Source organism: Antrihabitans stalactiti (genome assembly GCF_012932915.1).
Lineage (GTDB): Bacteria > Actinomycetota > Actinomycetes > Mycobacteriales > Mycobacteriaceae > Antrihabitans > Antrihabitans stalactiti.
The window spans coordinates 192,160-205,806 of the sequence record NZ_VCQU01000005.1 but is presented as its reverse complement, the minus strand read 5'-3'; the positions used below and the strand labels follow the sequence as shown (position 1 = coordinate 205,806).

Below are 13,647 nucleotides of genomic sequence, written 5' to 3'. Positions count from 1 at the left end.
CTAGCGGCGACGCAGCAGATAGGTGTCCATGATCCAACCTTTGCGATCGCGCAGCTCGGACCGCACTTGCTGGATGTCTCCTTCGACGTCGCGCAGCGACCCTGACACGAGGACCTCGTCGGGCATCCCCAGGTATGCACCCCACCAGATGTCGACGTCGTCGCCGGGCACCTCGGTGAAAGCGCAGTCGCCGTCCAGCATGACGACGGCGTTGGTGACCGTCTCATCGTGCAACCGCCTACCGGTGGTGATGCGGACGGGCTCGCCGATGCGGTTCAACACGATGCGATGCCTCGCCGCAAGCGCCTGGATACTCGTGATTCCCGGGACCACCTCGTAGTCGAATTGCGCTTTTTCCCTGACTCTTTCGACGATGCGCAGCGTGCTGTCATACAGCGATGGGTCGCCCCAGACCAAGATTCCCGCGGTCCCGGTGATGTCATCGAACACCCGCCCCAGCACCTCGGCGCGTCGGTCGTGCCAGTCGTCGACCGTGCTGCCGTAATCGTCGGGTCGACGCTCCCTCGGCGGATCCGCTACCTCGACGACGCGATATGGGCGCTCGACATGTTCGGCCAGAATTGCAGTCCGCAGGTCGACGAGCTCCTGTTTCTCGGCACCCTTCCCGATCACGACGAACACATCGACCTGATTCATCGCCTTGATCGCCTGCACCGTGACCTGGTCCGGATCACCCGCGCCGATCCCGATCACCCACAGCTTCTCCATCGGGGCAGCCTATCCGCCGCTGGGGATTGTGGAATTCCACTCGGCTACCGAGTGCATTCCAACGTCTTCACCGACCGGCGAGCGCGAGTTTGATTGCGTCCAAGACTGCGGACGGTTCGTGGGTGAGCTGATGCCAGGTGAACCGGAGGACATGCCATCCCGCGTTGACCAGCACGTTCTGCCGCGCGGCGTCACGGTTGAATCGTTCGACATCGCGATGCCAGGCCCAGCCGTCGACTTCGATCGCGACGCGAGCACGCACGAACGCGACATCAATCTCGTATCCGCAGCTGCTGACGTGCGGACGCCAACCTGTTAGGCCGGCTGCGCGAAGGAGCCTCAGCAAGATCCGCTCGGCCTCTGACGCACCGCCCTCGCCCGCGGATCGAAGCAGAGCCGCGGCCTTCGTACTTCCGCGTCGTCCGAGATTGCGCTCGTGCACTTTTTCGAGCATTGCCAGCGCGACCCCGTTTTGCAGTGCGCGGTCCATCATCACCGAGCCGGTCGGCAGCTCGACCGCGGCTTCGAGCACGGTTAACGGAACTTCCGTGACACGAATCCCACGCGCGACGCCGACGTCAAGGTCGAGGAGGTCGCGCCGTCTGACATTTACACCTTCTCGCTTCTTCACCGTCCGGCGCGCAGGAATGGTGACCCAGCACTCGCGCGGTGGTTGATCGATCAGACCGTGCCACCACGCGGCACTCGGACCGCACGCCACAGCGCCCTCACCTGCGCTGAACACCGCAGCGCGGAGCTTCGCGGCAGGTCCACAATTCCGATCCGCGCGCAGGTAAATGCCCGTCGACAGCCGTCGCCACTCCCCTGCGCACACCCGTCGACTGACCCCAGCGTCCGTCATTCCCGCCCCGACCGCTTGGGAAAGGGTCACGACACCGTCTTGGGCTGCCATGATCGCGTGCACTCTTCTCGGAGTCATGGTTGATTGGACGGCGCAGCCCCCGCAACGGTTCCACCGTCCAGAAAACGTGGAAAACCACTCGGCAGCCGAGTGGAATCCCACACTCCCGGCGGACGGAGCGCTGCCTGAGCGGGTGAGACCGCGCCAACTACACTGGCGGCCGTGGCCGATACACAGTACGAGGATCTCCTGCGCCTGGTGATGAGCAAGGGGGCGCCGAAGGCGGATCGCACGGGTACGGGGACGCGGAGCATCTTCGGCCACCAGTTGCGGTACGACCTGTCTCAGGGGTTCCCGCTCATCACGACGAAGAAGGTTCATCTCAAGTCGATCGTCTACGAGTTGCTGTGGTTCTTGCGTGGCGAGTCGAATGTGAAGTGGTTGCGCGACAACGGAGTCAGCATCTGGGACGAGTGGGCGGATGCCGAAGGTGAACTCGGTCCGGTGTACGGGGTGCAGTGGCGTTCGTGGCCGACGCCGAGCGGCGCACACATCGATCAAATCACCCAAGTGCTGGAAACCCTTGCCAGCAACCCTGATTCACGTCGGATCATCGTGTCGGCGTGGAATGTCGCCGAGATCGACCAGATGGCTCTGGCTCCGTGCCATGCCTTCTTCCAGTTCTATGTCGCCGAAGGCAGATTGTCCTGCCAGCTGTATCAACGCAGCGCGGACCTGTTCCTCGGCGTCCCGTTCAACATCGCGAGTTATGCGCTGCTGACGCACATGGTTGCGCAGCAGACCGGTCTTGCCCCAGGCGATTTCATCTGGACGGGCGGCGATTGCCACGTGTACGACAACCACACCGACCAGGTGAACGAACAATTGAGTCGCGATCCATACGAGTTCCCTCAGCTCGAGCTACGCAAGGCAACGTCGCTGTTCGATTACACCTTCGAAGACGTCCAGATCGTCGGCTACCAGCACCACCCCGCCATAAAGGCACCAGTTGCCGTCTGACGTCAGCTTGATCTGGGCGCAGACCCGGGCGGGTGTGATCGGTCGCGACGGCGCAATTCCGTGGCAGCTTCCCGAAGACATTGCCCACTTCAAGGCCGTGACGATGGGCCACCCGGTGGTGATGGGCCGCAAGACCTGGGACTCATTGCCACAACGATTTCGCCCGCTCACCGGACGTCGAAATATCGTCGTCACTCGTCAGGACACCTGGATCGCGGACGGTGCCGAGACGGTCGGCTCCCTGGCCGACGCCCTCGCGCTGACAGAGCCGGACAAAACCTGGGTGATCGGCGGCGGCGAACTGTACACGGCCGCAATATCATTCGCGCACACCTTGTCGGTGACCGAGATCGATGCCGATATAGACGGCGACGCATTCGCTCCTGCGATCGGGCCCGAGTGGAGCGGCGACGACGCGCCGTGGCTGACGTCGACCGGCGGACTGCGGTATCGCTTCGTCAAATACGTCCGTGCGACCTGACTCCAGTGCGTCATACTGCAAATCATGGACAAGAAGTCATTGACTGCCGTTGCGCGCCAACAATTGAAATTGGCGGGCAGCGCGTCCAGCGGCCGTAGCTCGCAGACCATCTATGGTGGCCACTCCCGCAGTCTCCGCCAGACTGTCGTGGGCCTGAGCGCCGGGCAAAGCCTCGCCGAACACGACAACGCGGGTGAAGCCACGTTGATCGTGCTGAGTGGCAAATTGCAGCTGGTCAGCGGCGACAACATCTGGAAGGGGTCGACGGGCGATCTACTGGTTGTCCCGACCGCTCGGCACAGCGTCGAAGCACTCGAAGATGTCGCCTTCCTGCTGACCGTCGCGAAGTAACCGGGCGATCCCGTACAGCTTGCGTCCACTACGACGGGAGCTGCTGGAAGGGCTTCGCACGCGACCGAACCGAACGACGTCGTCATCGAGGTCACCGTCGCCGCCGCCCCCGAAGTCGTGTGGCAGGCACTGCGCGATCCAGCGTTGACGAGGAGATCACCATGATCTACGTCGACCCCGACACCGACGCAGGCACCGTAGTACGAATTACCCGCGCCCCCAAGGGAACCAAGCCTGAGTGGGATGATTTCTACGACGACATCACCGAAGGCTGGATAAAGTTCCTCCAGCGGAAAGTGCACGCTACCAAGCCGATTCGGCACCAATCAATTCCCAACGGCCACAAGGTGGTTGGCAGCTGGTGCTCACCACCTACGGACTGTCCGAGCATGCCCACGCCGAGCTTGCGCAGCGCTGGGATGTGTGGTGGAACACGCTGATCAGTCCGTCAGCGAACGCAGCTGCTCGATCATCTTGAGCCGAGCGGCAGCGTCGGACGCGAGCGGTGTCACGTTGAGGGTCGTGGCACCCGCCTCGGCAAACGCGGCGATGCGCTCCTTGACAAACCCCACGGGACCGATGAGCGAGATAGCGCGGACCAGCTCGGTCGGGACAGCTTGTGCGGCTTCGTCTTTGCGACCCGCGAGATAGAGCTCCTGAATCCGATCAGCTTCGGCGCCGTACCCGTAGCGAGTCGCCAGCTCGTTGTAGAAGTTCTTGCTCTTCGCACCCATGCCGCCGATATACAGCGCGAGGTGCGGCTTGACGAATTCGAGCATGGGCTCGACGTCGTCACCGATTGCCAGGACCGGCCCCGCGTAGACCTCCAGCTCCCCGAGAGCGGGATCGCGCTTCGCCTTGCCTGCGGCAATCGCGTCTCCCCACACCTCGTGTGCCTTCTCCGGATGGAAGAAGATCGGCTGCCAGCCTTCGGCGATTTCGGCGGCGAGGGCGACGTTCTTCGGTCCGAGCGCTGCGAGCAGAACCGGGATCCGTTCACGGACGGGATGATTGATCAGTTTCAGCGACTTGCCCAGCCCTGTTCCCTTATCCGCGGGCAGCGGAACCTGGTAGTACTTGCCTTGGTAGTTCACTTTCTCGCGCCGCCACACCTGACGGCAGATCTCGACGATTTCGCGCGTTCGCCCGATCGGAGCGTCGTAGGGCACGCCGTGGAACCCTTCGATGACCTGCGGTCCGGAGGCGCCGAGACCGAGCACGAACCGCCCGTCCGAGACGAAGTCCAAACCGGCCGCCGTCATCGCGGTGAGCGACGGAGTCCGGGTGTAGATCTGCAGGATGCCCGACGCCAGGTCGATCTTCTCGGTCTTCGCGGCGAGGTAGCCGAGGCCACTCACCGCATCAAATGAGTACGCCTCCGCGAGGAAGACGATGTCCAGCCCCGCTCGCTCTAGATCGGCAACTTCCGCTGCTGTTTCCTTGAACCCACCTGCGTAATTGATACCCAGTCCGATGCGCATCTTTACACCGTATACCCCGTCGCAATGCAACAAGCGCCCCGGACCCTCTACGCTCTGTCGCGTGGATAACGAAACGCCGACGGTCCGTGTCGGCCTGGTCAGCAGCCGCCGGATCGCGCTCTACGTTTCCGCAGGCATTGTCGGATTCGCGGTCGGCTTCATCGCGATCATTGCGCCGTTCGGCTGGAACCGACTGTTCACGGCCCTTGCGATCGGTTTGCTCCTCGGCGGCGCCATCGCAGGATGGCTGCTCAGCCAGGACGGGATCATTCTCGATGACGACGCGGTCTCGGTCCGCACGCCGTGGCGGCGAAGCCGAATCGCCTGGGACCGCATTTCCGGAATTCACGCTCGCCGCATCGTCACGACCGATTCGGACGGCGCCGAAAAATGGCTGTTCGAATTGCAATTCGCAGGATCGACCGAGACCCTCGCGCTACTCGAATTCCCTGCCGTGACGAGTTCGTGGGCCAACCCTTACGAACACCGCACCCGTGAGCAACTGAAGGCCGTATTCGACATCGCGCGAGCCAAGGGATTACCCGCCGCGGTCCCGGCAGCTATCGCGCAACCGCTCAAGGAACACTGGCACCTCGAGGCGCCGACCTACTGAGTCGCTATCCGAACTTTCGCAATAGCGGCAATGGCGCGAACCGCATGACCGTCGCCATCGCAGTCCACGGCCACCATGGCACGAAGGCCTCGGCGGGTTCCTTTTCGATCGCCGAAACCATGGCGCGGTGACCTTTGTCCGCGCTTGCCAACATCGGCGTCTTGCCCGACTTCGCCGTCATCTCCGATTCGATATAGCCGGGCATCAGCGTCGTCACCTTGATGGGCGTGTTCATGACGTCGAGCCGAATTCCCTCGGCGAGATGTGCCGCTGCGGCTTTCGACGCAGCGTAGGTCGTGATGTTTCCGCGCGCACCGCGGACGCTCGCGACCGACGCAACGACAACGAGGTGGCCGGCATTGCGGCCACGAAACAGCGTCATTGCTGCCTCGCATTGGGCGAGCAGGGCAATGAAATTCGTCTCGGCAGTCTGGCGATTCGCATCGAACCTGCCTGTGCCGATCGGCTGCCCTTTGCCGAGCCCGGCATTGGCGATGACGCGGTCGAGGCCGCCCAGCTCGGAATCAGCCTCGTCGAACACCCGGAAGACGGCGTCGTGGTCGTTGACGTCGAGCGTGTGCACCACGACCGTGATGTCGGGGTGCTGCTGCCGCAATTCGGTCGCCAACGCTTCCAGACGATCTTCGCGGCGAGCGCACAGCGCCAGGTTGCGCCCCTGCGCCGCATACAGCCGGGCCATACCTTCGCCGAGTCCGGAGCTGGCGCCTGTGATCAGGATGTTTCGTCGAACTGCGCTCATCCCGCGACACTAGCGGCGCAGAAAATCGGTTGAGATTTCGCCCCGCCCGAACGGATGCTTGTGGCTCACAGACAAGCGAAAGGTTGCAGAAATGACGGCGGGGAGACGGCCGGTCCACAGACGTTCCGACAATGAGTTGGTCGGATACATCGAGCCGGTTCATGCAGAGGGCGCCATCGAATGGCGGCCCCTGACGGTGTTCGGCGGCCAGCTGGCGCAGTCGAACGATTCGGACACCGCCGTAGCGACCGTGATCGATCGCGGGCTCGCAAGCCTCATGGAGAAATGGTGGTTCTACTCGCCCGACAAAAGACGTTGGCGCCGAGTACAACTGATCGAAGTGCGGCCCGAGTCGGTGCGCGCGCAGAACGGTCCGTATCCGGATTCCGACAAGCTAACCATCAAAGGCAGCCAACTGGCGACGCTGACGCTGGCCAAGCCTGCCACCCGATTCGGCGAGCTACCGCCCGACCGCGGCGACTGGCCGGAATAGGGTTCAGGCGTTTGCAGCGCCCAGGCCGAGGCTGACCCCGTGCTGGATCAACCAGCTCGCGGGGTCGACCTTGCGCCCGCCTTGATCCCAGATTTCCAAGTGCAGGTGGGGGCCGGTCGAGTTGCCACGGTTACCGACCGTCGCGATGGTTTCGCCTGCATTCACGCGCTTGCCAACCGTCGTCAGGATGTCGTTGACGTGGCCGTACACGGCGGTCGTGCCGTCGTCTTGCTTGACGCGAATCCAGAGTCCGAAGCCGGACGCGGGGCCTGCCTCGATCACGGTCCCGTTCGTCACGGAAGCGATCGGCGTGCCTATCGGGCTGGCGAAGTCGACGCCGTAGTGCATCGCACCCCACCGGGCGCCGTAGCCGGACGTGATCATTCCGCCGGTCGGACGGACGGCGGCCTGGCCGGGTGCACCGCGGAGGCCGAGCTGCGTCGCGACGTTGTCACCGAATTTGTTGATCTCGTCGATGCCGTTCTGGATCTCGACCGGCAGTTGCGGCATTTGCAGCTGCGGGATTTCGAACGGATTCGCTATCGGGAAGATCGGCTGGGGCTGGACGTCCGAGGACGGCGCAGCATCGGCGACAGCGGGGTTACCGATCTGATATCCAGTCGCCAACAAGGCTCCGGCAGCGACCGCGACCGTTGCGGCGGCCTTACCGCGATCGAGACCGTACGGCTCTGCCCGATGGCGACCGCGACCCACATAAGCGCTGGTCACAGCCTCACTCGACAAGATCAGATGCGAAACGGACTTCGTGCTGTTGCGGTGTTGCGCCAAAGCTCTGTCCTCGATGTCGGCCGGACGTTGGTAACGAACCGATATAGGTCGAGAAGAAGAATACAACCCTGTGATCGTTCCGCAACCTCGACACCCAAAGGTCCCTACCGAGGGCAGTTGCTCGGCGCAGGCACTCCACGGAACCTGTCGTCGAGGTAGTTCATCGCAGTGGGCGTGCCCAACACGGCCGTCGTGAGGTGATCGGGGCTTGGAAACAGCTCCGACTCGACGGTGGCGCCGGACGCGCAATAGCGATTGATCGTGTTGATGATCGAGTCGACGGGAATCAATGCATCACTCGGCGCATGCCATTCGAAAATGGGCGCTTTGGGGACTCCGGCGAACAGCTCCAAGCTGTTCTCGTCACCGACTTCCCATGCTTTCGGATTCGACGCCAACGACATCGATGCGGCCAACTCCGGGACGCTGTGACCGGCACCGTTGAACAGAATCGCGTTCGTGCAGCCATTTGCCATCGCATCACGGATAGCGAGGCCGCGGGCATTCATTTGCGCGCTGATCGGGAATCGATCCGGATATTCGCGCTCCAAGCCGATGGCGGCGGCGAGCGCCAGACCGAATACGGGGTGCGGTTGATCGCCGAGCACGCGCGCCATTTTTGTGAGATTCATCGGCACACCGCCTGCCGCAACGCCGGCAATGTTCAGCTCCGGTGCATAGGTCGGCGCGAGAGCGGCTGCCCACGCGGTAGCCATGCCGCCGCCTGAGTAGCCGGCCATCCCGATCGGACTGTTCTGCAGGCCGAGCGCAGGAACGTGGGTGATCGCGCGAATGGCGTCGAGGGTGATCATTCCGCCGAGCTTGGCGGCGCCATATGCCGCCGTCGGGCCGAGGTGATCGGGCAGCGCGACCGCCCAGCCCTTCTGCAAAGCGACGTTCAGCGCGGGCGCCTCTTTGACAACGAGGTCGGGGTCGCTCGAATACAGCACCCGCGATGGCGCACACTGCGGCGACAGCCCGTTGATGATGTGCTGGTAGGACAGCAGCGGCGGATTCGGGCCTCGACGGTCCGGCAGCATCAGCAGCGTCGTGGCCGCGATCGGATTGCCCTCGGAGTTCGTGGAACGAAATTTCACCTGGGTGATGCTGGTACCCGGAAAGAACAGCAGGTTCGGCATCGGCCGGACCTCGAGAACGTCGCCCGGCGCCTTCGCCCCGATGTCGGCGGGCGCGGCGTAGAACGGATCCGGGTCAGGAATGGGATAAATTGGCGCGGCGTCGGCGCGAGCTCCGCTCAGACCGCCTACGACGACAATCGCGGCGATAGCCGCCGCGATCGAGGAGCGTGTGCACAAATCTGTAAGCCTGCCCATAGTGCGGCAAGGATAACCGCGAACTGATCCGCTTTCCAATCGCGCGAACGCGCGCCAGTACACATTTCGGTCACAAATCAGACCGCAAGACTAGTTATCGATCCAGCCGTGCGACCTCGCAACAACGGCAAATCGATTCCTTATCGCGACGATTTGTTCGCCCGTAACCGACGGCGCCGCGGCAATCAAGGCCTCCGTCGTCTCACGGAGAAACTCGTCACGAGTCAGCAGGTCCGGCCGCTTTTCTTCGACCTTCACCTTCGCCGCATGCGCCGGTTCAGCAAGCCGCACCGACATCGCTTTGAGGCCTTTGTCGCCTCTGCCGATTTCGAATTCGACGAGAACGCCGGGAGCAATCAGATGCTTGTCAACGGCGAGATCGTTGGCGTGCAGGAACACGTCTTCACCGCCCGAATCCGGGGCAACGAATCCATAACCACGCGTGTCGTCGAACCGGACTACGCGTCCCGTAACCGCCATGTTGTCAGCGTAGCGCCGCGTCGAACATGGGCCACGATTGGTGAAGATCGTCCTGCCAGTAGCCCCAGCTATGGGTGCCGAATGGACGCAAATTCACGTTTGCAATTGTCGACCAAAGCTTCGATCGGGCCGCCCTGCGCAACGTGTACCCGAGGGTGATCGGGTCGTTCTTGACGAACGACGATTCCAGGGTGTCGTGCTCGCCCGGTAGGCCGCTGTTGCTGGTGATGTAGAGCGCGAGTCCGCGCAATTTCTCAGCGTTGACATAAGGGGCCATTGTCGACCCATTTCGGGTCGTTCGGCAGGCCCCACATGTTTAGTGGATTGCCGAAGAAATCGGCGATCGTGGTGGCGATATACGCCTGCCCCGGGGGATCACTCGTGCGTGCACAACCGCTGAACGAGCCGACGCCTCGATAGCGCCCTGGCGCCTCGATAGCGAGGCTGGAATATTCGGTCGGGTTCGGACTCACCGACACCATGGGTCGAGAAACTCGTCCTGATCCCGGCCGATGCGTGGACTCCGGCCTACGACGCCGACGATAGGTCCGCGACGGCACCTCGGTTGCCGAACTCACCGGACTACTCGACCTCTCGTGCTGGCCGCCCGGGATGCGGGTGATCGTCAGGACGGAACGGCCCCATCCCGGCGCGCAGTTGCGGTTCACCGATACCGACGGGTTGCGGTTGACCGCGTCGTCACCAACACCAGCCGTGGCCAACTACCGATCTCGAATTGCGGGACCGACGCTGCGCCCATTGAGAGGACCGGATCCACAACGCGAAAGACTCTGGGCTGCAGAACGTCCCGTTGCAGTGCTTTGACCAGAACCGGGATCTTGATGGCCATCGTGCAACTTGCAAGTGAGCTGGCTCGCCTGGACTCAGATGCTGGCGTACACACCGATCCGGCGCGGCGATTGGAACCCAAACGACTCCGACTGCGCCTGTGGTCGATCGCCGGCCGCATCGCCGCACACGCCCGCTGCATCCACCTCAACTCTCCGTACACGCGCCGTTCACCGAAATGATCACAGCCGGGTCTTGGAACCGTGGAGTCCGGCGTACACCCGGCCACGTCGGGTAGCCCGAATTGACCTACGCGCGGCCGACGGCCACACAACCAATGCGAACCCGATCAGGACACCACGTCAGAATTGTGGAAGATCGATGCTAGAGATTCCGCGGACCTCTCGTCGACGGCGCGCGTATCGAGTACTCTTTGGCCGGTCGACAACGGTGACTGGCGGGTCCCAGATCGGGTCGGCGCCGAATGGGGACCGAACTCATCGACCAACGTCGGGGTGGCAAATTCGGATCGGTTAAGGAGAACTCAGTTTGATATTCTTGCGACTCAATTTCGGGCCTCGAGTCCTGAGACTGATGGATATTGCCCTGGCACCCGCCACAGTCTTGGCAGCGGGCGTGCTGGGATTCGTCCGCGCAGTCGGAGTCACCAGGTTGCCACTCTGCAGACGGGTCCTGCGAAGGATCGGCGTGTTCCCCATCATCAATCATTACTACGAGCCACTCTTCGATCCCAGAAAATTGCGCCATTCATTGGACGAGGAACGCAACCTTCCCGGATTCGACATGAATACTGACGAACAGCTGCGAATTCTCGATCTCCTTCACTTTGGCGAGGAAGTAAAAAACCTGCCGCGGTCAAAGACATCCGATCTGGAATTTCATCTGGACAACGACATGTTCTTCAGCGGCGATGCCGAATACTTTTACAACATGATCCGTCACCATCAGCCAAGGACGATCGTCGAAATTGGTAGCGGCAGCTCGACCTTGATCGGGTTGAAAGCGGTTCGGAAGAATCGAGAATTAGATCCGAGCTACCAATGCAATTACATATGTATAGAGCCCTATGAGGTTCCATGGCTCGAAACAACCGGCGTCACGGTGATACGAAAGACAGTCGAAGTCGTACCAATGGCGACTTTCGAGGCGCTGCAACCAGGCGACATTCTTTTCATCGATTCATCCCATATCCTTCGGCCTCAGGGCGATGTCCTATTCGAGTACCTCGAGCTCTTGCCTTCGTTACCGGTGGGAGTCATAGTTCACATTCACGATATCTTCTCGCCAAGGGACTACCCCCAGCGATGGGTCGTCGACGAAGTCCGCCTCTGGAATGAGCAATACCTCCTCGAGGCATTTCTCACGAGCAACCACGCATGGAAAATCATCGGCGCGCTGAATTACTTGCAGCACAACTACCACGACCGATTGCGAGTTGTGTGTCCGAGTTTGACCCCACACGGCGAGCCAGCGTCGCTTTACCTTCAGAAGATTCGCTGACCAATGACAAATTCGCGAGGCAAAAGACTCAATAGCGTGCGACGCGCAGCAGTGTTCAAGACGTTCGCCAGCAGACAGCACCGAGAGTTGCAAAGATGTCGATGAGGCCAAAGCCCGCAATGGTGACCGTGGTTATCGCAGCACTGAACGTTCGCGATCTTATCGATATCCAACTCGAAGCCCTTGCCGAACAGGACTACACCGGGCGGTACGAAATTGTAGTCGCCGACAACGGCTCCACGGATGGACTGCGTGAACATTTGGACTCGCATCCACTCCGCGAGCAACTCATGTTGCGGTGGGTTGACGCCTCCGGCTCTCGGGGTGTCAGTCATGCGAGAAACATCGGCGTCGCGAAATCGCGCGGCGAATTCATAGCATTCTGCGATGCCGACGACAAGGTGACTCCTTCATGGCTGACCTTGCTTGTCACCGCCGGACAGGATTTCGACGCGGTCAACGGCGGACTGGATCAGGCGTCATTGAGCAGTCCGGAGGCACTGTCCTGGCGATCGCCCGCCGACATCACCAAACAACCGCGGTCAGCCAACGCAACATATCCATGGGGCGGAGGTGGCAACATGGGAATCTGGCGAGAGACATTCGACAAAGTTGACGGCTGGGACGAAACCTACCTGTTCGCCCTGGAAGACATGGCGCTTTGCTGGCGACTGCAGCTCGCTGGCTTTTCGCTCGGATGGTGTCCAGCAGCGGTCGTGCAATATCGATTGCGAGATGACCATGCAGCGCTGCGCCGCCAAGCATTAAATTACGGGCGCGGAGAGGTTCAGCTATATTCCGAATTTCGCGACACCTGCATGGCGGGCCGACCGCTCTGGTATCTCGCGCTGCTCGTTGTACTTATCATTATCCGAAATCCGCTGATTCCGGAATTCATTACCAGACTCCCACGCGGTCAATGGTTTTGGCATCTCTATACCTTATTCGGTAGGGCGCAGGGAAGTCTCGCTTACCGCGTCTTCTACATTTGAATACGCGGATTGAATTCGAAACAAAGAAACAGTCCAAATGGTCTCCAGGAGGACCGACTTGTGAATAGCAGCCCGCCACAACTCGTATCGGTAATCATCCCGGCGTACAACGCCAAAACCACGATCGATGTTCAGTTGTCGGGACTTGCCGAACAGGACTACGCTGGAATATTCGAGGTGATCGTGAGTGACAACGGGTCGACGGATGGACTCGCGACCCACATCGAGCAACACCCGTTGCGCACGAAACTGAATTTGCGTTGTATCGACTCGTGCGCAGTTCGGGGCGCACCATTCGCTCGAAATGCCGGCGCGGCAGCGGCGCGCGGCGAGTTTCTCGCATTTTGCGACGCCGACGACCGCGTGCATACTCAATGGCTGAATGCTCTCGTCTCCGCCGGAAACATCTACGACTCGGTCAGCGGTCCCGTCGAAGTCACTACGCTAAACAGCCCAAAGGTGGCGACCTGGCGGAAAGTCGGCCCACGAGACAAACAGGAAGAAACCGGGTTCCTGCCGTTCGGGCTTTCGGGAAATTTCGGGATTTGGCGCAAGGCGTTCGACAAGGTCGGCGGGTTTGATGAAACGCTGAAAGCTGGCGAAGACGTCGATTTCTCGTGGCGACTGCAGCTCGCTGGCCTTACGCTCGGCCACGCGCCTGATGCACTGATCGCGATCCGATTGCGTGACTCATACAGTGGCACATGGCAACAAGCATTTGCATACGGGGAAGCAGGCCCCCGCTTGTATCGGGACTACCGTGTGTACGGATTGCGGCGAACGAAGCCGCTGTTATTGGCGGTCTTCTTCATTGCACTCATCGTCCGAAACCCACTAATTCCCACGTTCATCACGCGAATGTCGACCGGCCAGTGGGTCTACTACGCCGCATTCGCAGCCGGGCGAATCAAAGGAAGCATAAGGCATCGGATCTACTTTCTTTAGCCGCGCA

The 13,647-nt window shown here is 61.4% G+C and carries 17 protein-coding genes and 1 pseudogene; 10 read left to right on the top strand and 8 right to left on the bottom strand.

All coding sequences use genetic code 11. The annotated features are described in order from the left end of the window. Both cobF and FGL95_RS16060 read right to left on the bottom strand, forming a co-directional pair. Positions 1 to 729, bottom strand: a complete 729-nt coding sequence (gene cobF, locus FGL95_RS16065) for a precorrin-6A synthase (deacetylating) (protein ID WP_169588567.1) — start codon at positions 727 to 729, stop codon at positions 1 to 3. A gap of 67 nt (positions 730 to 796) precedes the next feature. Further along, positions 797 to 1,669, bottom strand: coding sequence for a DUF559 domain-containing protein (locus FGL95_RS16060; protein WP_169588565.1), 873 nt, complete (start codon positions 1,667 to 1,669; stop codon positions 797 to 799). 183 nt (positions 1,670 to 1,852) lie between these two features. Here FGL95_RS16060 and FGL95_RS16055 point away from each other — a divergent pair, with 183 nt between their 5' ends. The 4 genes from FGL95_RS16055 to FGL95_RS16040 all read left to right on the top strand — a co-directional run bounded on the left by FGL95_RS16055 (position 1,853) and on the right by FGL95_RS16040 (position 3,883). Continuing rightward, positions 1,853 to 2,611, top strand: a complete 759-nt coding sequence (locus FGL95_RS16055; protein ID WP_169589101.1) for a thymidylate synthase — start codon at positions 1,853 to 1,855, stop codon at positions 2,609 to 2,611. After that, positions 2,601 to 3,092 carry a dihydrofolate reductase gene (locus FGL95_RS16050; protein ID WP_169588563.1) on the top strand — a complete coding sequence of 164 codons (492 nt, stop codon included), beginning with the start codon at positions 2,601 to 2,603 and terminating at the stop codon, positions 3,090 to 3,092. The genes FGL95_RS16055 and FGL95_RS16050 overlap by 11 nt, the downstream gene beginning before the upstream one ends. 24 nt (positions 3,093 to 3,116) lie before the next feature. Next, positions 3,117 to 3,443: a cupin domain-containing protein gene (locus tag FGL95_RS16045; protein WP_169588561.1), complete on the top strand. Its 327-nt coding sequence runs from the start codon at positions 3,117 to 3,119 to the stop codon at positions 3,441 to 3,443. A gap of 161 nt (positions 3,444 to 3,604) precedes the next feature. After that, positions 3,605 to 3,883 (top strand): hypothetical protein, encoded by a 279-nt coding sequence (locus tag FGL95_RS16040; protein ID WP_240963057.1) that lies wholly within the window; start codon positions 3,605 to 3,607, stop codon positions 3,881 to 3,883. Here the strand turns inward: FGL95_RS16040 and FGL95_RS16035 are convergent, their stop codons facing one another. Continuing rightward, positions 3,884 to 4,924 carry an LLM class F420-dependent oxidoreductase gene (locus FGL95_RS16035; protein WP_169588559.1) on the bottom strand — a complete coding sequence of 347 codons (1,041 nt, stop codon included), beginning with the start codon at positions 4,922 to 4,924 and terminating at the stop codon, positions 3,884 to 3,886. 61 nt (positions 4,925 to 4,985) lie between these two features. Between FGL95_RS16035 and FGL95_RS16030 the strand changes: the two genes are divergently transcribed. Then, the gene (locus tag FGL95_RS16030) at positions 4,986 to 5,537 is read left to right on the top strand and encodes a hypothetical protein (RefSeq protein WP_169588557.1); all 552 of its coding nucleotides are present in this window, start codon (positions 4,986 to 4,988) and stop codon (positions 5,535 to 5,537) included. A 4-nt stretch (positions 5,538 to 5,541) separates the two neighbouring features. Here the strand turns inward: FGL95_RS16030 and FGL95_RS16025 are convergent, their stop codons facing one another. Continuing rightward, complete coding sequence (locus tag FGL95_RS16025; protein ID WP_169588555.1) at positions 5,542 to 6,297, bottom strand: SDR family oxidoreductase; 756 nt, start codon at positions 6,295 to 6,297, stop codon at positions 5,542 to 5,544. Between the two features lie 91 nt (positions 6,298 to 6,388). Between FGL95_RS16025 and FGL95_RS16020 the strand changes: the two genes are divergently transcribed. After that, entirely contained in the window at positions 6,389 to 6,790 is a 402-nt protein-coding gene (locus FGL95_RS16020) for a hypothetical protein (protein WP_169588554.1), read from the top strand. 3 nt (positions 6,791 to 6,793) lie between these two features. On the opposite strand, the gene FGL95_RS16015 is transcribed toward FGL95_RS16020, so the two are convergent. From FGL95_RS16015 to FGL95_RS16000, 4 genes are all read right to left on the bottom strand, one after another. Further along, positions 6,794 to 7,519 (bottom strand): M23 family metallopeptidase, encoded by a 726-nt coding sequence (locus FGL95_RS16015; RefSeq protein ID WP_338079884.1) that lies wholly within the window; start codon positions 7,517 to 7,519, stop codon positions 6,794 to 6,796. A 164-nt stretch (positions 7,520 to 7,683) separates the two neighbouring features. Next, positions 7,684 to 8,913 (bottom strand): lipase family protein, encoded by a 1,230-nt coding sequence (locus FGL95_RS16010; RefSeq protein ID WP_169588551.1) that lies wholly within the window; start codon positions 8,911 to 8,913, stop codon positions 7,684 to 7,686. Between the two features lie 90 nt (positions 8,914 to 9,003). After that, positions 9,004 to 9,393 carry a cold-shock protein gene (locus FGL95_RS16005; RefSeq protein WP_169588549.1) on the bottom strand — a complete coding sequence of 130 codons (390 nt, stop codon included), beginning with the start codon at positions 9,391 to 9,393 and terminating at the stop codon, positions 9,004 to 9,006. Between the two features lie 4 nt (positions 9,394 to 9,397). Next, positions 9,398 to 9,670: an alpha/beta hydrolase gene (locus tag FGL95_RS16000; protein ID WP_169588547.1), complete on the bottom strand. Its 273-nt coding sequence runs from the start codon at positions 9,668 to 9,670 to the stop codon at positions 9,398 to 9,400. 164 nt (positions 9,671 to 9,834) lie between these two features. On the opposite strand from FGL95_RS16000, the pseudogene FGL95_RS32380 reads away from it, so the two are divergent. From FGL95_RS32380 to FGL95_RS15980, 4 genes and pseudogenes are all read left to right on the top strand, one after another. Next, positions 9,835 to 10,424, top strand: a pseudogene (locus FGL95_RS32380) (transposase); the annotation flags it as partial. A gap of 466 nt (positions 10,425 to 10,890) precedes the next feature. Beyond that, positions 10,891 to 11,703, top strand: coding sequence for a class I SAM-dependent methyltransferase (locus FGL95_RS15990; RefSeq protein ID WP_206071942.1), 813 nt, complete (start codon positions 10,891 to 10,893; stop codon positions 11,701 to 11,703). A 95-nt stretch (positions 11,704 to 11,798) separates the two neighbouring features. Next, positions 11,799 to 12,695, top strand: coding sequence for a glycosyltransferase family 2 protein (locus tag FGL95_RS15985; RefSeq protein ID WP_169588542.1), 897 nt, complete (start codon positions 11,799 to 11,801; stop codon positions 12,693 to 12,695). Positions 12,696 to 12,755: 60 nt separating this feature from the next. Then, entirely contained in the window at positions 12,756 to 13,640 is an 885-nt protein-coding gene (locus tag FGL95_RS15980) for a glycosyltransferase (RefSeq protein WP_169588540.1), read from the top strand. Positions 13,641 to 13,647 lie beyond the last annotated feature (7 nt).